The 20,114-nt window shown below is 59.4% G+C and carries 12 protein-coding genes and 1 CRISPR repeat array (1 of these 13 running past the window's edge); of the genes, 3 read left to right on the top strand and 9 right to left on the bottom strand.

All coding sequences use genetic code 11. The annotated features are described in order from the left end of the window. A CRISPR array of direct repeats spans window positions 1–1,814; the repeat unit is 36 nt; unit sequence GCTTCAATGGGGCCACGACCGTGAGGTCGTGGAAAT (it extends 240 nt beyond the left edge of the window). Window positions 1,815–1,999: 185 nt separating this feature from the next. From cas2 to J5J06_13865, 9 genes are all read right to left on the bottom strand, one after another. Further along, window positions 2,000–2,293, bottom strand: a complete 294-nt coding sequence (cas2, locus tag J5J06_13905; GenBank protein MCO6438184.1) for a CRISPR-associated endonuclease Cas2 — start codon at window positions 2,291–2,293, stop codon at window positions 2,000–2,002. A 1-nt stretch (window position 2,294) separates the two neighbouring features. After that, the gene (cas1, locus tag J5J06_13900; GenBank protein ID MCO6438183.1) at window positions 2,295–3,116 is read right to left on the bottom strand and encodes a CRISPR-associated endonuclease Cas1; all 822 of its coding nucleotides are present in this window, start codon (window positions 3,114–3,116) and stop codon (window positions 2,295–2,297) included. A gap of 129 nt (window positions 3,117–3,245) precedes the next feature. Continuing rightward, window positions 3,246–4,241 (bottom strand): hypothetical protein, encoded by a 996-nt coding sequence (locus J5J06_13895; protein MCO6438182.1) that lies wholly within the window; start codon window positions 4,239–4,241, stop codon window positions 3,246–3,248. Further along, window positions 4,238–7,282 (bottom strand): type I-U CRISPR-associated helicase/endonuclease Cas3, encoded by a 3,045-nt coding sequence (gene cas3u / locus J5J06_13890; protein MCO6438181.1) that lies wholly within the window; start codon window positions 7,280–7,282, stop codon window positions 4,238–4,240. The genes J5J06_13895 and cas3u overlap by 4 nt, the downstream gene beginning before the upstream one ends. Further along, entirely contained in the window at window positions 7,282–9,012 is a 1,731-nt protein-coding gene (gene cas5u6u / locus J5J06_13885; GenBank protein MCO6438180.1) for a type I-U CRISPR-associated protein Cas5/Cas6, read from the bottom strand. Before cas5u6u ends, cas3u begins: the two co-directional genes overlap by 1 nt. Window positions 9,013–9,026: 14 nt before the next feature. Then, window positions 9,027–10,331, bottom strand: coding sequence for a type I-U CRISPR-associated protein Cas7 (gene cas7u, locus J5J06_13880; protein ID MCO6438179.1), 1,305 nt, complete (start codon window positions 10,329–10,331; stop codon window positions 9,027–9,029). A gap of 493 nt (window positions 10,332–10,824) precedes the next feature. Beyond that, entirely contained in the window at window positions 10,825–11,013 is a 189-nt protein-coding gene (locus tag J5J06_13875) for a hypothetical protein (GenBank protein MCO6438178.1), read from the bottom strand. 734 nt (window positions 11,014–11,747) lie between these two features. Then, complete coding sequence (locus J5J06_13870; protein ID MCO6438177.1) at window positions 11,748–18,200, bottom strand: RHS repeat-associated core domain-containing protein; 6,453 nt, start codon at window positions 18,198–18,200, stop codon at window positions 11,748–11,750. Window positions 18,201–18,566: 366 nt separating this feature from the next. Further along, window positions 18,567–18,917: a hypothetical protein gene (locus J5J06_13865; protein MCO6438176.1), complete on the bottom strand. Its 351-nt coding sequence runs from the start codon at window positions 18,915–18,917 to the stop codon at window positions 18,567–18,569. Window positions 18,918–19,039: 122 nt separating this feature from the next. On the opposite strand from J5J06_13865, the gene J5J06_13860 reads away from it, so the two are divergent. From J5J06_13860 to J5J06_13850, 3 genes are all read left to right on the top strand, one after another. Then, on the top strand, window positions 19,040–19,384 hold the full coding sequence (locus J5J06_13860; GenBank protein MCO6438175.1) for a hypothetical protein: 345 nt from the start codon (window positions 19,040–19,042) through the stop codon (window positions 19,382–19,384). 81 nt (window positions 19,385–19,465) lie between these two features. Further along, entirely contained in the window at window positions 19,466–19,699 is a 234-nt protein-coding gene (locus J5J06_13855; protein ID MCO6438174.1) for a hypothetical protein, read from the top strand. A 51-nt stretch (window positions 19,700–19,750) separates the two neighbouring features. Further along, window positions 19,751–20,113 (top strand): winged helix-turn-helix domain-containing protein, encoded by a 363-nt coding sequence (locus J5J06_13850; protein MCO6438173.1) that lies wholly within the window; start codon window positions 19,751–19,753, stop codon window positions 20,111–20,113. The last annotated feature ends 1 nt before the right edge of the window (window position 20,114 follow it).

Below are 20,114 nucleotides of genomic sequence, written 5' to 3'. Positions count from 1 at the left end.
GTCGTGGAAATCCCGAGCAATGACGCGATGAAGGCGGGCGATTGGTGCTTCAATGGGGCCACGACCGTGAGGTCGTGGAAATTTATTCGGCGAGCATGTCGCCCGACTCGACCGCCTGGCTTCAATGGGGCCACGACCGTGAGGTCGTGGAAATCGCCATCCCCACGAACGTCGAGATGCTTGACGCAATGGCTTCAATGGGGCCACGACGGTGAGGTCGTGGAAATGGATCAGGTCGACGCCGAGCGCCGCCGGCAGGATTAGCTTCAATGGGGCCACGACGGTGAGGTCGTGGAAATGAGGCAGCCCGAAAGCCACCAACCCCCGCCTCGCAACGCTTCAATGGGGCCACGACCGTGAGGTCGTGGAAATGGCGGAGACGCCAAGGACAGACCACTTGAGAGGAAAGCTTCAATGGGGCCACGACCGTGAGGTCGTGGAAATTCAGCTTCTCATAAGGAAGCATGTTTTATCGCATTGCTTCAATGGGGCCACGACCGTGAGGTCGTGGAAATGACGCCGAACCGTACGGCAATCCGACGAATCCGCAGCTTCAATGGGGCCACGACCGTGAGGTCGTGGAAATGCTGGACGGTGGAGTTGATCTGCTTGAGGTCCGGTACGCTTCAATGGGGCCACGACCGTGAGGTCGTGGAAATGAACACCCTCGCGGACGCCTGGGCCTGGCTGAAAGAGCTTCAATGGGGCCACGACCGTGAGGTCGTGGAAATCCGCCACCTACGACCGTTCCCGGCCCGAGCCCCTGGCGCTTCAATGGGGCCACGACCGTGAGGTCGTGGAAATCATGGCCTTCCGCGACTGGGCCGTGCCTCACACGCTGCTTCAATGGGGCCACGACCGTGAGGTCGTGGAAATGTGTGCGGCGCGTCGTAGCGACACCTGCGGGCGACGAGGCTTCAATGGGGCCACGACCGTGAGGTCGTGGAAATCTGGAAGACGATTCAAGACGCAATCGTTGCAACCATGGCTTCAATGGGGCCACGACCGTGAGGTCGTGGAAATGGCTGGAAGGCCCTGGACCATCGGCGGGAATGGCTGCTTCAATGGGGCCACGACCGCGAGGTCGTGGAAATGGCCGTTGGCCCGGGCCATCTGCGACGTGATGTGATCGCTTCAATGGGGCCACGACCGAAAGGCCGTGGAAATCGTGACGATGGCACTCATCACGGTGGGCATGGCCGTACTTCAATGGGGCCACGACCGTGAGGTCGTGGAAATTGCAAGGCGTCGCGGCCAAAGCGGTCAGCCCCAACGTGCTTCAATGGGGCCACGACCGTGAGGTCGTGGAAATTCCGCACACCGAGCGCGTCAGCCTGCCGGTCGACCAGCTTCAATGGGGCCACGACCGTGAGGTCGTGGAAATGACATATAAAGTATGCCACACTGGCACACTTTTGTCGCTTCAATGGGGCCACGACCGTGAGGTCGTGGAAATGGCGATGACTGCCTGCAGCACATTACCGCGGAGATGCTTCAATGGGGCCACGACCGTGAGGTCGTGGAAATGGCGGCGCCTACGACGTGTCTTATGAGTTCGTCTAGCTTCAATGGGGCCACGACCGTGAGGTCGTGGAAATTTGGCGATGATGCTCGCTCAGGAACGCATGGCCGAGCTTCAATGGGGCCACGACCGTGAGGTCGTGGAAATTTGTTCGCCAACATCTTCGAAAGGCCAGTTGACCATGCTTCAATGGGGCCACGACCGTGAGGTCGTGGAAATGACCATGGCGCATGACGGGTCGCTGGCGTCGCAACTGGCTTCAATGGGGCCACGCCCGTGAGGTCGTGGAAATGGCCGACTCTGTAAACCCGTGAGAGTCCAGCACTTGCGGCCGCTGAATCGAGCGGTGGTCCGCAAGATGAAATGGGTCGAAGTCCGAACGTCCAGCGTTACGAGCATATCTCCTTTCTTTCCAAGGGGTTCGAGCGGATCCCGGAAATCGGATACCACTCCACCGCTCGCGATCGGCGACACGGTTCATATCACCTGCACCCTCGACGGAGGATTGTACGGCTTTCCAAGGCAATCGAATAGCTGCGCGCATTTGTTTTCGGCTAGTCCCAAGTCCACGAAGATCACCTGATCATCCCTCGCGTGAATCAGTTCCGCCAACCGCCCGCGGACGCGGGCAAGTTCGGTTTCGTTGAGAGAGCAAAGGAAAACGCTGAACTGCACATGGTCTCCTTGGCCCATTAGCAGCTTGAAGACCGCCGTGCGGCGCTTGTCGTCGCTGATGTCGTAGGCGATGAGATACTGCCGTCGTGAGGTCATTTCACCTCGTAATAATGCTCGCGTACTGCGGAATGTCGCCGCGAAGCCATCGGCTGAAGAGCCGGGCGTGCATGCGGACCATGCTTCGCCAAGAACATTGATAGTCGAATACCGGATGGGTAACGAGCTGATCGAGGCGTGATTCATAAGCGCGGATCAGTGCTTTGCGGCCGGCGGGTTTCAGGACGCAGCCGCCAGCAGCGGTGACGAAATCCTGGGTCCGCAACATGCCTGTGTTTACGGCGGTGATCACGGCAGAGTCCGCGACGAGCGGTCGGAACGGTTCCATGAGGTCAAGGGCGAGGCCCGGTCGGCCGTGGCGAGGCTGATGATAGAAGCCCCACCAGGGATCGAGGCCCTCCGCCAGCAATGCGGCGGTGAACTCCTTTGTCAGCATGGCGTAAACGAAGGAGAGCATCGCGTTCACGGGATCCTTTGGCGGGCGGCGATTCCGCGAAGTGAAGTCCCACGCGGCATCGAAATCACGAGGCCTGAGCATCCCACCGAAGTGTCGGAAGTATTGCGCGGCGAGATTTCCTTCCAGACCAAGCAGCTCGTCCAGTCGAGTGGCCGCCTGAACCCGCGGGAACAGGTCACTCATTGAGGCGAGCACGGCCGAAGGGGGAGAGCCATTGCGTCGTAGCATGGTCCGCTGATTGTTGCCCTTGGCGAACACGAGTTCCTTCGCGAGAGTAAGGCAACGATCGGGCTGAGCCGCGGCGGCGAACTGCGCGACGCGATCAAAAGCGTTCCATAGATTGATTCCGTGGGTTAGGCGAACTCGTTGAGCATGCGGACGGGGAGCAGGTCCGCTTCGTTCCACTCCTGGGGAACGATTTCGGCCGTCATGGCTCACCTCCGTGGCCCCAGAGCGCTATTCACTTGTCAAAGATCGGCGGGAAGAGTTCAGTACTTCAGCCCTAACCCACGGAGAGGAAGTTGGTCCCGCCAACTATGCGATCCGCTGTGCGGGCGTAAAATTCGGTGTCTTGTTTACCAGAATCCGCCTCGTGCGAAATCCGGCCACAATTCCTCTCGCGCGCAACGACGCGACATCCGTGGGACCAGGAGACGACTGCTGCAACTCGGCAATCACGAGCATGGACCGAACGACCGACAGGGGAATCGGCACACTCCAGATCGGCCACGTCCATCGCGTGTCATGGCTGCGGTTCCCCGTGAATCCGATTGTCCGCATCGCATCGTTCTCGGGCATAGACGTAAACAGCGGAATCGCCTCGATGGCGAGTCGATTGGCTCCGAGCATTCCTCCCGAACGCTTGCGGTCCGGGTCCCCTGAAGGCTGGTTCCATTGATGGGCATGACGACGATCTTCGCCAGGATCTAGGTGCAAGGACTGATTGTCCAGCGCGTCGGCGTAATCCCACGGCCGGAAAATTGCCCGCTGGAGGTGGTCACGGGTCGTCCGTTCGATTACGGAGGCGATGTTCTTGAGATAGTAGTCGCGTCGAGCGGTCTGAAGCTGGTTGATCGCGTCCGCAGGCGCGGCGTCGCTCGCCAATGCAGCAAGCCAGTTGGCATGCATAGTCCCATGGTCCAGCCTGTCACATTGGGAGTATACGTCACGAAAAATCTTCTGGCGCTCCTCGACGGCGTCTCCAGCGCGCTTGAAGCGCTCCAGCAACTGCGCGGGGTGATCGCTCAGCCTTGCGGCAAGGGACTCGGAAAGATGGTCAAGCACGTCATCTTCGCTGAGCTCTCCAGCGGGATGAATACTGATTTCGGGCACCCAGGTTCCGGGGCCTTCCACCCAATGCATGAATACGGCGCGATGGTCACGTGACTCGGCAAGCACGCGCAACAAGCCGAGGGCTGCAAGAAAACCGAGCGGGTTTGATCCATCCAATCCGGGGAGTTGCAGCGTGTCTTGGGGATGACCAGGCTGGCTGCACCCGTTTCCGGAATGGCGGGTGTTGTTGGCCTTCATGCGAACACCTCTGGGTGACGGTCTCGGTCGGCAATCCCAATCTCGCCCTGATCCTCAGCGGCACTGGTCTGCTGGTCGGACAAGCGGAAGACGGCCTCCAGGTAGGCAAGCCCCCACCAGCCGTAGCGTCGGGTGAGCGACCAGAATCGCTCGGCGATCCCCGAGTCCGGCCGGTGCGCGGGGACAAGCTGAGCTCGATCACGAGAGCTAAGGCTGATGCCATTCACTCTGACACCGGGCAGCTCATCGTCCAACACAACAGGGGCAAAAGGACGCGCGAAACCGTGATGGGCGGCAATCAAGTGCAGGACGAGGTCGTCGCCCTCCGGCGTGCCCGAGAGCTGTCCGGAAAGTTCGGCCAGTTGTAGTGAAAGCGTCTCATGGCGAAAACCCCCGGGAATTCCGGCTCTTTGCCGGGCAGCAATGTGTTCATCCAGGCTCAATGGCATCCCATCCGATTTCGCCAGCAACTCTCCAGATAGTCCGGCCACCAACCATGCATCCGTACGGTCAGTGCGCCGCATCAGAGCCTGGAATCGCTCGTCCGCCTTCCCCAGGTCGTGCAGCTTCGCTGCCGTGCGGAAGACCGCAGTTAAGCCCTCCAGCCGAACCAGACAAAGGGTGTGCTCGACCGCACGAACGACATGGTCGGCATGATCGCTAAGTAGCACTGGAGCCTCGCGATTCAATCGCGAAGGCGCGTCTTCGCCGTCATCAAGTGCGGGCAGGCCTGACACCGAATTTGAACCGACTCGATCGCGCGTGGTCAGCACCCAACCCCGCTTGTCCGGATAACACTCCGCCCGGAATCGGCAGGAGGCCGCGGAAAGGCATTGCAAGCACCAACCCACCGTTTGTCCCGTGCCGAGTTCGTCCGCGGCGGCGGCGAGCAGATTCCGCCACTCGGGATCAGTCGGCGGCTCATCAGAATGCGTAGCTCGATCGAGGAGGTGCCGGAGGGCCTCGCCAGCTGGCCAACTTTCATTCATGGACGGGTGGATCCGAAGAGCCACCCGGCCATGGGCTACATAAGATGCGCGCTCGGCAATATCGATGGGGGCTCCGGGCGGGACATGGCCCAGTTCGTTCCAGCCGCCTGCCGCAACGGGAAGAACGATCGTATCACCGGGGCGTAGGTCATCCCCCTCATGCAGCTCGAGCAGGCGCTTCGATCTTTCACTACCGCGCCAAACCACGCCGTCGACTCGAAAGCGTCCGGACTGCCGGCTTTCTTCCTGGGCTTGTCCGAGGAGATCGGTATCGCCACGCCCAGCGAGTTCAGGTTGCGCATCGTCCGACGTCAACCAAGCTCTCAGTCGGCCGATCGGCACGCGCATACACTCGGTGGCTGTTGGCGGCAGCAAACTGATGACGTCGCACCATTGCTCAGGAGGCGATCCAGATCCGATGTCGCCTCGCCAGCAAACCTGTACGTCCGTCTCGCCGCGGTCTGGTCCATGCAAGAAGAGGGCAACGTCGGGATCGGGTACGGGGCGAGGCGACGTCTGGCACCAGAGGTCAATGTAAGGCGTCAACAGGACCGGGGCATTGGTGCTTGAAGAGGGTGTGAGCATCTCTCCTGGAATTTGGGATCCGTCTCCCGTGTGGATCCTCAATTCCTCGCCGAGCGCGTGAATGCCGAGGTCGATCGTCTTGGTTTTCCTGCCATTTACAGTTATTTCCTTGGCGTGACCATCCAGCCAGCGCCAAGTGTGGCCCAAGGCTTCGCCGTAGATCGCGTCCTCGGAGTCAACGCTCTTTTTGCCAGCCATGATTACGGCGATTGTTTGTTTGAGGCGCCCCGCACGGTTAAGCCGCCCGAATCGCTGCTTCAGAGCATCAAGCGATGCGCATTCCGTGACAAGCGCGTCGAAATCGTAGTCAGCGCCCACCTCGAGACATTGCGTCGAAACGACAAAGCTGGTTTTTTCGGTGATAGCGGGACGGTTTGGGCCAACGATACTTGCGAGGCGCTCTGCCTGAACATCGCGGTCAAGAGGGCGCATTGAGCCAATGACCAACTCGACGACTGCGCCAGAATGCACCGCAGGAACCCTTGGGTTTGACTCCGTACATGCGGCCAGAAGATTCTCGAATACGGCCTTGGCGGTAGCCACCCGATTAACAATGATGCCGATGGCCGCAGGGTCGGTGCTCCCCAGCTTAATGGCTTCGGCAACTGCATCCCCGACGAGCTTCCTGTCATCGATAAGCCGGAGATTAGCCAGCTTGCTAGCGCCGAGGCGGCGCTTGAGCTCGGCATGGGCGCGGTCGGCCGGTCCAAGGCTGATGGCGCTGGGATTACTTGCGCCCTTCGGAGGCGTAGCCGTCATCGCGACGACGGTCATCGGGCGGAGGCCGAGTTTTCCTTCGGACCATTTCGCCGGATCGAGATACCGACGTACAGAATTGAGGGTCTCAAGGAAAGGGTTGCTGATGTGAGCCTCGTCCAACAAGACAAGGCTATCGTAAGCGATCAGGGCGGCTTGGATCGGTGCCGAGTTGGACGACACCCCATACCCGCGGAAGAGCAGCCGCGATCCGATTTGGTCGATCGTGGTGCATACGATCGTTGGCTGGGCGATGGACCGCGCCCAGCGGTTGTCGCGATAGATCCCGCCACGAAGCTCGAGCACGTCAATTGGAGGCATCTTCGGACTTGGATGCGCCCCGGCAACGGACCGGAGCGCAGCCGCCACTTCTGCAAGGGGCGCAGGACCGCTCTGTTCGGCTTCCCACAGACGCCAAGCAAGGCGCCGGGCGCGGTCGTACGCCTCGTCGACGATGACACGCCGATTCACGCAGAAGAAGACGCGGCGCGGAGCGACGCGTTGCTCCACAGCCATCGTAGCCTGGCAGGCAAGCGCGAAGATGGCCACGTCGATGCACGCAGTCTTGCCGCAACCGGTGGGCAAATCGATCGTCGAGGGCCATTCCCCAGAAGTGACCTCTTCCGCCAGCTTAGCCTGCCACGGATACGGCTCGTGGCCGTTCATCGTCCGGAAGAATTCATCAAAGTGACCAATGGTCAGGTCAGCCATCACCAATTCTCTCTGAGGGGCTTGCAGAAGCCGTAGCCCTGGTATCGACCAACACCCAACAGAATGGGACCCACGACGGGCTCCGCGAAGCGCAACCACACGTGTACCTGAGGGCGAGGAGCGTTCGTTCCCCGGGCGGGGAACGGAGGGAATCCGTCTCCGAGCGCGGCAGTTGAGCCGCTCGACTCGCCGCCGGACTCGCGAAGCGGGCGGCGTTTGCCGGTCGCGCGAGGGCTTCCACGGTGCCAAGAGGAAGTGCCGAGGTCTATCGCGATCGGCCGTGGCAGGCCGATGCGCTCGCACGCTGCCATGACAATCAGAGCTACTTCTTGTGACCACGCAGCTCGATCTCTCGCTCGATCTGATTTCGGGAACCTGTCCAGCACCACGGGTGTCACGGAAGCCCAGGTCCTTGCCCCGTCCGGGTGCGAAGTCCAACTCTCGGGTTGAAGTGCGACCCGCCTTTCGGACCATTCTCGCTTACGCAGGGTCCACAGTCCTAGTGGGCCGAGTGGCAGGTCTACCTCGGCGCTCGTTAGCTGCGAATCCTCCATGCTGACCAGCAGACGGCCAAGCACCGAGCCTCGTTCCGGTCTAGGAATCGAACGGGGAAATACAAGCCCGAGGCCGAGTATCGTCCCATCAGCATAATCGGATCCGACAAATGGCAGCGCAACGTATCCCATGTGCCCGTCATCATTGCTCCGTAGCGGATCACCATTCGATTCATGTCCGCTGACCCATGAAGGAACAGGCTGAATTCCGCACTCGCTCATGATTTTCTTTCGAAGCGCCTGGGTCAGCGCCAACGTCGACACGAGCGACAGGCGAGGGCCCTTGGTTTGCGCCAGGATGAGCACGTCTGAGTCAAAGTGACTCTGCGCGATTGTTGGCCGAATCGTTCCGAGCCCTTGGCGACGATAGCCCTTTGAGATTCCCAGCCTCGGTCTCAGCAGAGACGGTGGAAGGGCGGAGCTTCTCCATTTTTCTCCGAACTGAGCTTGATAGTCCGCTTTGGCCTGCGCTTGCTGTCGACCCTTGCTCGCTCGAATACGCTCGTCGAGGTTGGCAAAAGTGAGGATGCTGCGGATGTTCGTTTGGTCCGGCAGGCTCCTCAATAGCCCGGGACGGAATACACGACAGTGCTGCTCGGGGGTTTCGTCGTCGCGCACCCAAGTTTCGCCGGCATCGCGAACGGTAGAATTGCTGTCACTTGCCCACATCCGAACGAGCGATGAGGAGTGCCCAATTCGCGTCACTTTCGCGCACAGCCGGTCGAGCGCCGAGAAGTAGGTCTCGTTGCCACTTAACAGAGCATCCGGCCAATACATGCAGCAGGCGTGGTGACCAACCCATATCCGAGGAAACATGCGCGCCTGTCTGCTTCTCGTCAAAGCCGGTGTCGACTGCAGGCTTGCCGTGGATACCCCGGCCTTGTCATTGACGGGTACGAATACAGTGGCATTGCTTCGTTCGAATCGCTCGTCGACCGCGGGCAGTACGAGCTCAGGGTCGCCGAGAGACTCAAGCCACTCCAGGGCCCTGCCTTCCTCCTCCCATCTGGTCCGCTCTTCATCGTTCCGGGGCGGCTCCGTTTCGAACCATGCTGCAGACAACGCCATGAAGACCCGTCCCGGATGTGGAGGCCATTCGGCTCGTTCTCGGTTTCCCGGATCCGTTGCGACCGCGCAACCGGAAAGATACTCCCAACCGATGACCAACGAAGCCATTTTCCACCGCCTTTCTAATTATCACCGCCTTGTTGCATGGCGAGCCGCTGGCTTCTCACGACCAATTGGACCAACTCATCCGAGGGCACGAGGACGAGGGGCGTTTCCATCCACGGCAGGCCGAGCCGCTTGGCCTCGTTGGTCGATTCCTTGAGCAACGCAATCGCCGAGTCGGGATCCAGCGTGAAACGTTTCGGGGCTTCTCCCGGCCGCCCGAGCAGCTCCCATGAGAGGGGCTCGGACGACCACAAGAGGCATCGCGAACGGAGGTCCAGCCCATTCTCAGCCGCCAGCGTAGCGGCAGTGAGACCCAAAGCCGTTAGCACGGTTCGAGCCATAGTCTCGACCTGAGCGTCGAATTCGCCATCGACGGGAAATCGCAAACGGCGAAGAGCAGGCAAGGACAAGACCGTCGTTTGTTCTGCGTATTCGATCGTCGCGCCGCCGGCAAGGTACTCGTTGGTCCGGGGGTCACGATCCGATAGGGAGGGCGTGATGTTTCCATGATTCGCTTCGGATGGCCGGCCGTCCTTGCCGAGTAAAAGGGCCTTTTGTCCCTCACGCTTCGCATTGGCCTCAGCAAGAGTCCAAGAAGTCTTGTTGTCATCGCTTGCCTTGTACAGCGGACCAGCCTTAAGTTGGATGCCAAGCGGATCGATTCGGCTGCTCGTCTTCAGCCCGAAGACGGCGTTGATCCCTACGATCTCGCTCACCAGGGCTCTCTCGAACTTTGCGCCGAGGCCTCCTTTCGGCCCAGTCGAGTCCCACATGCCGAAAAGCAATGCGGTGGGGCAGAGGCCTAGCAGAGCAGTGGCGTCGCGGAGGCTCGCACGGCTGACAGCCATCCCCATATCGGACTGGCGAAACGGCACACCATCGCAGTTGCTGTCGCGCAGGATCGCATCCGCGATTCGATGCGGCGCCTGGAGTGAGCTCACAGTACCGACGGGGTCCAGAAGCCTCATTTCCTCTGGCTTGCCGTCACCAGGGTGGAACGACGTAAAATCGACTTCGACCAGCGGTATTGTAACGCCAGATTTCTCAAGCCGGCCGCTGTCGATCGCGAGCTGCAATGCTTCCTCCATGCGGTTGGCCTGGGACTGAACCGAGTCCAGCAATACGCAGTCCACGATCTCCGATTGCGATTCGCCCCTGCAAACGCGTCGCTTCTCCACGGCGTAAGCTGAGCCCTCGTAGGTGGGAGGAAATACCTTCGTCCCTTCTCCGCCCGCCGGCTGCAATCTTGTGCACGAGCGCAAGGCCGCGCCAGTCCCCTGGACGGCGTCGATTAACGACTTCAGCGAAAGACTCTCAGACATCGTTTTGCTCCTGTGAATCACCTGTCAATCAAGGGAATGTCTACTCGCACATCTGGCTGCCTCGCCCAATAGCGTACTGCACGCGCGGGCTTCTTGCGAGCAGCTTTGTCGGCCGCATCGTGCGTTCGACGAGGCTCATAGGGCAGCAACACTCTGGGCGTATGACTACAGGAGTGACCGTGCTCCATTTCCGCGGCCTATGGGCGCGGAACCGGCAGACGGAATGCGAAACCACCCTGACGGTCTCCATGGATCGGCAGCTTCACGGCTGACACACGATTGGATACGCGAATTGGTCCCTGAAGAGCAAGATACTGCTCCGCTCAAGGCGCGGATCGGCTTGCGATCGGTGATGGCCGATTCGAGCTCGCCGCGGCCATACAACTCGAGGTAGTCCAAAAGACCCTGCGAAGTTCGCCGCTATCGCATCCCTGGTTCTCAAATTGGGCCGTCCCCGCTCTCTTGTAGGAGGGGCTTAGTGGACGCCCACAAGTCAAGGCTGTCGGCCGTCGTCGGCCAGGAAGTAGAATTCCTCGTAGCGGTTGTCGCTGTCGGGGTCGGCGAATATGTCGCACAGTCCGTCGATTCCGCCGCAGTAAGCAAAAGCTCTGGTCGCCCAAACACGTTTACTGTGAACCGCCTTGCGTGGGCTTCCCAATAATGTACCATGCAGGTGGATCATCGTCCCAATTCTCGTTCTGAAGATATGAAAGTGCCTTATTCACCTTATCCACGAACTCGTCGGCCACGTCAATCCCAGTTGATTTTCTTTTCGTTCCCACGTATCGAGGCGCCAATACCACTTGGTGCGCACCGTCACCCAGATCCCACGAGAGCGCGTAAGGACAGGGATCGACCTCATCGTATGGAATATTCACGTCAGGTCGACGGCTGTGCTCGATCGTCTCAAGAGTATGAAGCAGATTTGCAAAATTGCAGGTCCCAGAGCCGCGCTCGATCAGAGACTTGCTTTCACCTGGCTGAGCACGATCCCAGATGGCCTCTAGTGCGGAATCCAAATCGCCTTCCTCGTCCCAACGTACAGGGTCCCAATAAAGGACTCTTGGAAGTACATTAGTGAGGTATCGAGGATCACTACTGTCAAATGAAACAAAACAATAGACTTCGTATCTGCCATATTGCGCTTCACAGTGTTCGCTGCATGCCCAGGTACGCGGGTGCGCATTCATAAGGCGCTCGTGGACCTGACGGCGCGCGTCATCCTCCTGGCAGCTCTCGAATCCATATCGAAAATACTCGTATGAGGATGCGCTCGCGGGCACCTGAGTCGCCCACGCCAGACTCTGAGAATCTGCCAGGGGGATCGTCTGCCTGATTGCGCAACCGAACACACCGAGAACCCCTAGAATGAAGACGGCTGAGTCTATTGCAAGGATTACGGGGAGGGTGTCGATATTACGAGCCCTTATCATTGTTGCCCTCTTCTTTCTTCTCTGGGATTTGCATCGGGATATTGAGATCTCCGGTGGGATCACAGATGTTTCTCTTATTCTTACCTTTACCATAGGTTGTTCTGACTTTATTGTCGTCAATTCGCGGATGCCGCGGACTTCTGTGCTCCCTCTTGGCTTGTTCTTCCTCATGTCGGCGTCGACGGGCATCGCGCTCGCGCAACCGTTCCCGAGCACGGTTCTCTCGTCGAACTGCCGGGTCTTCGCTACGAGGCGCGTCTGTTTCGTTGTCATAAGCATGGGAAAACTCATGACAAAGTCCAACGCAAGGTTCTCTTGTACCCGGCTGCGAGGGATCAGCATGATTATCATGATCCCAGTAGATAGTGTCATCTTTGTTATCGTAGCGATTTGTACGATTCTTCCTATCAATCGATGTAATCGTGTATGTGTGTTCTGATGATTCGAGTACTTCGACCATCTGCTTGAGCTGTGGATCGAGGTTCTTGATTGTGTCAATGGCCTCACCGACTGCCTTGTTGAAAGCAGGCGTGTTGTTCTCCCCAATGACGATTTTCCATCCCCATGGATCCACCCAAGTCCAAGGGTTGTTCGCCGCGTAGGCAAAAGCACTTCCGAGAGCGAGCCTGTCACCCCAGGCACCAATCGTATCCCAGCTAGTAAACCGCCCGGCCACCGGATCGAAGTAACGCGTCCGGTACCAGTATAGCCCCGTCTCGGCGTCGTAGCGACGGCCGGTGAAGAGGTAGGGGTTGCCGATCGACGACGGGCTTCCCGCGACCGGGAGCAGCGTGACCGGATCGACCGGCTGGCCGAAGTCGCCGTACTCATACTGCTCGACGGGCACGCCTACAAGATCGCGAATCTGATAGACGTTGCTGGCGTCGTCGGCCAGGAAGTAGAATTCCTCGTAGCGGTTGTCGTCGTCGGGGTCGGCGAACATGACCCACGGCTCGTCAATGCCGTCGCCGTAGACAAACGCCGTGATGACCTCGCCCGTCGCTCCGTCGCGCTCCTCGACAACTCGCTGCAACCCGGGCCCGCCGTAAAAGTAGCGGGTCTCGTTGGGCCCATTGTTTACGCCCGTCGAGTCCACCGTCTTCGACACGCGCCGGCCAAGCGCATCGTACACGTACTTGTGAATCTGCCCGCTGACGAGGTCGCGGTACTCGACCATGCGGTTGCGGTAGTCGTACTTCAGTTCGGCCAGCGCCGGCGAGCCGCCCGGAGCCGTGCGAAGCACGAGGTTACTGTTGTCATCGTACTGGCGAAGGTCGAAGGGGGTCGAGGTGTATTGATTGACCTGGGCGTCGGCCGGTACCGGCGAGGTCGCGTCCATGACGTAGGATCCGACGTACACGCCGGAATCAGGATTTCCCGTGACGCTCACGCGGTTGTGGACGCCGTCGTACTCGTAGGTCGTGTCGCGAATCGTAGAGATCTCCGCAGCGTTCACGCGGACGAGTCGGCGGGCGGCGTCGTAGCCGAGTGTGTGCGTGATGTCCGTGATGTGATTCTCGCGCGTTCTGCGATTGCCAACGTCGTCCCAGTCGAAGGATTGGGTGAAACCGATAGGGTGGGCGCTAATTCGCAAGAGCCGCCGCGCGCCGTATATGTAATCCACGATCACAACGGGATCCATCAACCCTGTGACCGTTCCGACGAAAGTCGCTTTCTCTTTCAGGCGCCCTACGTAATCGAAATTCACGAGATCGAAGTTCGCGGCGCCGAGGGTCTTGAGCCGGCCCAGGGCATCTCGCACCGAACTGACCGAGAGCAGGTCCTGGCCAGTGTAATCCACGGTACCGTTGCCGGGGTACTCCGTCCCGACCTCATTGCCGGCGACATCGTAAGCAAAAGTGGTCACCGTTTTAGTGTGATTCGTCGGGGCGGTGAGCGTGCAGTCGGGAGTCGATGGGCAAAGGTAAGCGTAGGTCCATTCCTCGGTGCAGCACTCCGGGAACTGGCCACAGACCTCGGCCTCGATGACCGGGTCGCTGCAACCGGGCGTGGGGTGTTCTTCGCAGCAATCATGGCCGAAATTCAGCGTGCAGTTGGCGTCGCAGTCCTCGGCTCCGGGCGGCTCACATTCCTCGCCGTATTCGAGAATGCCATTTCCGCAAACGGCCTCACCGACGCGGATCGTCTCCGACGTCGGTACGCCCAGGGAACTGAATTCGCGGACAACGACGGTGTCGTCATTTTCAGCGTACACGACGCGCGATAGGCCATCGTACTTGAAAGTCTCGTACGTTGTCGTGGACGCCACGGTCGGGCCAGGGACGATACTCCGTTGAATGACGCGATTAGCGAGATCGAATGTGCTGGCTACGGCCGAGCCGTTGGGATCTTCTGCGCGAAGGACATTGTCGTGAACATCGTAGCCCGACGTGAAACTGGTGAGCGTCGGACGTTCAGCATCCACTGACCAATCCAACCCTGAACCAACCTGCGACCACGTCCCGTCTGCATAGCGCGTTCCGATGTTCCGATCCAGCGCGTCGGATGCGTAGCGCGTCGTCCGGCCGTTATCGTCGGTCTGCGCGATCAGCCGGGACGAGTCATCCCAGAGCATCGTCGTGACAATATCGAGGCCGTCGCCGTCCGCGCCATCGGAGTCCATATCCAACGTCGTCTGAACTCGACGATTCAGCCCGTCGTAGACATGGCGCGATTCGGTTCCGTTGGCGTCAATCTCGCGAAGGACATTACCCCGGGAATCGTAGTGGTAAAACCATTCTTCCCCGTTGCTCTTTCTGACACGCGTAACTCGATCAAGCGCGTCGTACTCATACGCGGAGCCCAACCCGCCGTTCAGCAAGATCGTCTCGGACTTGTCGATCTCGGCGGCCGTTAGCGGATTGCTGTTGAAGTCGTACGAATACACAAGCGTATTCGCTGCGCTATCCGTAATCGTCCTGAGTCGATTGGCGCTGTCATAGGTCACGGTGTAAAGGTCGCCCAGAGGTGTTTGTAGCTCCTCGATTTGCGATGCATTTGTATACTTTTCGATACTTGCTTCCGAGTAGCCAACGGTTGTCCAACTCCCGCCGACCATCTGATAGATCGTTTGTCCGTGGAGCTTGGGGCGCTGCCACTTGTCGTAACTGAAAGTCTCCAGGAGGAGCGTGCGGAAGGTTGCCGGCTCGCCAGCGACGCCCTCGCCCTGAATCTTGTTTTGAATCAGGTTGTCAAACGAGTCATAACTGCGCGCACCGACCGTGCCCATCGGGTCCGTGTACGTGAACGCCCGATCGAACCCGTCGAATGTAAATGCGTGGATCCTGGGCGTTTGCTCCAATCCTTCGCGAAGAAACGCGAGATTGCCGTTGTCGTCATAGTCGAATTGTGACGTCGATGCATCGGCGCCGCCAAAGCCGCGTGTTTTCTTGAAGACCATGTCGCGCTCGTCGTACTCCGTTTTTTGGACGTTCGCGGGTTGATGGCTGTTGGTGGCCTCGCCGAATCGCGTGAGCGTAGGGTTCTCGTTTGCGTCGTACTCGTACTCCACGACGATATCCCGGGCTTGATCGACTTCCTGGACGTGCTGAGTGAGATTGTCCAGCCAATCGTAGACGTACCATGTGGTCCACGTTGCATTATTGTCCAGGTTGCCGAGATCGTCGTAGTTGTCCGTTTCGATGCGGTAGACGTTGCCCGTCGGGTCCCAGAAGGCTTCGCGTTCGTAGCGGACCGGACCGCCGGGCAGATCGACAGCAGGCATCTGCTCCAAGAGAAGCTCATTGAGCTGGTTGTAGACATAATCGGTTGTATTTCCTTTCGGGTCGGTCGATTGCCGCAGGTTCCCGACGGAATCGTAGACGAAGCTCTCTGTGAGATTCTGGCCGCCGTAGTCAACGGTCTTGGACGCGAGATACCCGTACTGCGGGCCGTAGCTGTGGTACGTGAATCTGTCCGTCCGACCCGTGCATTGTGTTTTCGCGGTCAATTGGCCGTAGTCGTTGTAGCTGAAGGTGAAGCAGGTAATCGGATCGCCTGGGCCGGCGGCCTCGATGAGATTGACGCACTCAACGGCTTCCAGGTTCCCGGTATAACCCTCGAGCAGCACCTTTTCCCCGGATGTATCGTCGGATGTTTTTCCTGCGATGGCTTGACCGCAGGAGGTGAGTCGGGTCCCCGTTGTTTGCGGCTCCGGACTATCAATCGTATAGAAGGTGGTTTCACCGGTGGGATCAATGTATTCCACGGGTACGTTGAAATCGTAGTCGTAAACCCACAGTTCGCAGATTGAGTCCTGGTCCGCGACCACCGGACCACGATTCCTTTGGCGGGAGAGGAGATTTCCACCGCTGAAGGCCGTGTACCCCGTGTCGAACTGCTGTTCAATCGAGTTGCCGTTCGGAAAAACGACGAGTGTCGGCATCGAATCGACGTTAAACTCGAACTGTGTCTCGAAGTAGGTCGGATCGGTGATTCGCAACGGGGCCGTCGGGCGATTGGCCGTTGGTGTCGTTGCCGATTGCGGATCCGGCGCGCGGCCTGTGAACTCTCGTCGAGCCCGCAGGCGGTTCTGATCGTCAAAATAAAGCTCCTCCACGTTTCCCATCCGGTCGTTGACGATCGTTCGCCACACGGCATTCCCTTGCTGGACGGCCCCGTAGTGGTAGTTGTACATGCCGCCCGCCGTCACGGAAGAGTTCAGCGTTTGCGCAGTCAGGCGATCAAAAAACGGATCCGCCGGATTGCTCGCTGGGGCGTACGTATTCACCAGGAATGTCTGGCCGAGAGGATCCGTGATGGTCAGCAGATTGTGGTCCAGCGAGGCGTGCGGCTGATTCTTGGCATACGTGTAAGTCCAGGTCCGTCCCGAAAGATCGTAATGGCCATCCGGATAGCCTTGGGCTGGACCTGGAATCGGGAACTCTGTCGTGTTCGTCACGACCGGATAAGTTACCGACTTGAGGTCGCCCTCCGACCCGCCAGCCTCGCCCAGTCCGTAGTAGTCGTAGACAATCGAACGCCCGGTCCAATCCGTAACCGACTCGATTCGGCCGTTGCCGTCATAGACGAGGCTGACCGTCCGAGGTGTGCAATCGGCGACAAGCAAATGCTCGCACACGCCGCCGCTGCACCCGTCCAATGTGCAGGGGTCCTGATCGTCGCAATCGCTCCCACAGCTTCCGCCGGTGGCATTCGGGCAATCGAGGGGCTGAGGGAACGGATAGAATTCCCTTCCCGAACCGAGAGAAAAGGCGTTGACAATCTGAAGAGTGTCCGGTCCCGTTACCACTCCGTCCAAAATCTCTGGGTTTACGTCACACCACGTGAAATAAGGGGCCGTCGGATAACCGCTGGCTGCCTGCAAAGCAGCCGAAATATCAACGCCGCTGGTGGCTCCATTGGGCGGTTCCCAGGAATTGGGTGGCGTGGGTGGCGATGTCGCTGGATTGCCCGAGGCGGCAAACGCTCCGACGATGTCTCCCCAGTAGCGCGGTGCCGGCTGGGGAATCGTTGAAACCAGCAGCTCGGTGGAAAAACGACCGTCGAGGGCAATAGTTCGAATCTGATAGGAGTTTACTGGAGCGATTTCGCAGCCGTACACGTGTACCACCGCCGGCCAACTGGTCAAGTGGGCTGGACTGCCAAGCGGTCGAACGTCCGCGCGACCGCTTGCATCCGGAACCCCAACCCAACCTATGGCTACGGGAGCATTTGACCCATCCACGACGGAAATGCGGTACGCCACCGGCACCTCTGCGTTTCCAGGATTCGGCACGAAGGAGATATATCGATTCTTGAGGGCGCCATGTGGGTACCCGGACGCGGCAATCGGTGGTTCCGGTACGTCCACGGTCAGCGTGTCGCGGATGCTCGAGAGCCGGCCCACGCCGTCATATTCAAAGCGCATCCGGTTTCTGTTTCGATCTTCAATCTGCAGGATTCTTCCGGAGAGGGGAGAATCGTCCGTGTCTGCCAGAATCCACGTGGTTTGATCGGGAAACGTAATGGTGTATTCGCCTGTGCCGCCATCATGGGCGATTTCGTTGAAGAACCCGGCGGCATGCCAGCGGGAACCGGTTGATGTGTACGTGTCACACCGCCCGTTGCCGGTGCACAGAATCCGAGCACCATCTGATTCGAATAGTCTGATGTTGTACGAGAAGTCCCATCCCGGCCCCAACGGTCCCTCGGACATCAGCGTCACCCGCGAGCGGTACACACGCTGCCAGACGAAGTCGAAGCCTCGTCCGGGAATACGCAAGTCTTCGTTCGCGAGCTGGAATTCTCCGGAGAACAAGCGCACGTGAAAGCCGTTGTCGACCTCCGTTGAATCAAGGGTCTGGATGCCTGTACTGCCATCGCCCGAAGCTCCGTTGGGCGGGCCAAGTCCATCGCCGGGCGTTGCGAATGAAACCCCCGAAACGAGAATGGCGAAAAACCCAAGGGACGATCGGATCGCTTTGGATGTGAGCATGGTAAACCCCTACAAGGCTTGAAAAGGTCTCTTGTGCCATTGTCTCAGACATCCATGAATTTTCAATTGGAAAAAACCACGATTTCGCAGAATATCGTGGAAGAGGTATTGGGTAACTCAGTTTGGGTTGGCCAATACGGAACGGCTACATCGCACCGGCGTTGCCGGGGAGGAAATTGTGCCCGGCCCATGGTAAAGTCCATTGAACAAAAAGGTTGCGACTCGCAAGGACTGGCATGTGCCGCTAATGGACCGTGCCTTCTTTGCCTCTTCAAGTGGCCCTGGGGCAATACGCTCACTGGGACTTGCCACCATGACACATCTGATGTCAGACGACCAGCTTCTCGAGTTCCTTTGGCGGAGAGTTCATGTGTTTGAACCCTGCCCGAACTGCACGACCTCGAAGTGGTCGTCGTCGAGTTGAGTGGCCAGCTGCGTGGCGTTCCAGGGGTCGATGGGCACGTCGCGCATCTTGCACAGCTTGTCCAACTCGTTGAGCCGCTGGCGGATGACGTCGCAGTCCACGACGTTGCCCGGCGTCATTTCGATCAATCCCTGCCGCGCCCAGGTGACGAAGGGCACGCGATCGCGCTTCTCTTGTTTGACGGTGCTGTGCTTCGGCAGCCCGCAGCCCCTGCATTGCGGGTATCGCGGACGTTCGACAGTGATCGTCATCAGGCGGCGTTTGGGTGATTCAGGCTTGTCTTCAAGGCACATCGATGCGGCCCTCCTTGGACCAACGCAATGGCGGGAATTCCCCGGGAATTAGCTTGATTCCGTTCGCGACAGTTGCCCTCATGTGGGTGTACGCATGGGGCGTACCGAACACGGAGAAGAACATGATGACGAACAACGTGCCAGAGACGACCAACGCTGAGCCGACGGAACTGCTGGACACGCTCAAGATCACCAAGGTGCAACAGCGGAACGCCGGTGGCTCGTGGGTGATGGGCAACATCGCTGGCCACCGATTCGAAGCGCTCGTGTTCCCCGAGCATGCCGCATATCCCGAGTACGAATTGGACGCGAGCCGCATTTCCAAGCTCTGGGTCCAGCGTAGCGGCGACCGCGCGGTGGTGGTCAATTTCGACCGCGGCTGGGACGTTCGGCCGACAACACCGGTCGCCGAGGAAATCGTCGACCTTCTGGTCGCCGGATTGGCCGAGACCGTTTACGCCGATTGAGCGCGTTGCAGAAGCAGCAGATTCAAGACCAAACGGCCGCGTCGCGTCGGCGGGGCGGGTACCAAACGAAGGAGATGAACATTGGCAACGAGAACGATTGAGGTTCGCGGGATCGAGTTCAAGACCGGTTGGGAAGCGCTGCAATGGTGCGAGGCCGTGGAATACGGAAAGGCCGTCCGCCTGGCGGGCCGCAACCTCGTGATCGAGGACAGCGACTTCGAACGCCTCGAAGCGGCGGGTGTCGAGTTCGCCGTTCTTGGTGACATCGTGATGCCCGACGGCCAGCACCGCATGGTCACGGTCCCGATCAACTGATTCATGACGCCGCGCCGGGTTGGCGCGACGAGTTCCTTGCATAGGAGAAACATGATGGCTGCGACGAAGAAGACCGGATCGAAGAAGACGAAGCGCACCGCCAAGGCGAACAAGGGTGCGGCGAAGTCCACGGCGAAAAACGCCAGTGCCAAGGGCACCAAGGCCGAGAAGACCGACAAGCCTAAGCGCACCAGCGCCTTGGACGCCGCCGCAACGGTTCTCAAGAGCGCCGGCAAGCCGATGCGGGCCCAGGAACTGATCGCCGCGATGGCCGAGAAGGGCCTGTGGTCCAGCCCCAACGGCCAGACGCCGCACGCGACGCTCTACGCCGCCATGCAGCGCGAGATCAGCGCTAAGGGCAAGGACGCCCGCTTCCGCAAGGTCGATCGCGGGCAGTTCGAGCACAACGGATAGT

This window comes from Phycisphaerae bacterium (genome assembly GCA_024102815.1).
In the GTDB taxonomy this organism is placed as follows: domain Bacteria; phylum Planctomycetota; class Phycisphaerae; order UBA1845; family UBA1845; genus JAGFJJ01.
This window is presented reverse-complemented; position numbering and strand designations above follow the sequence as displayed.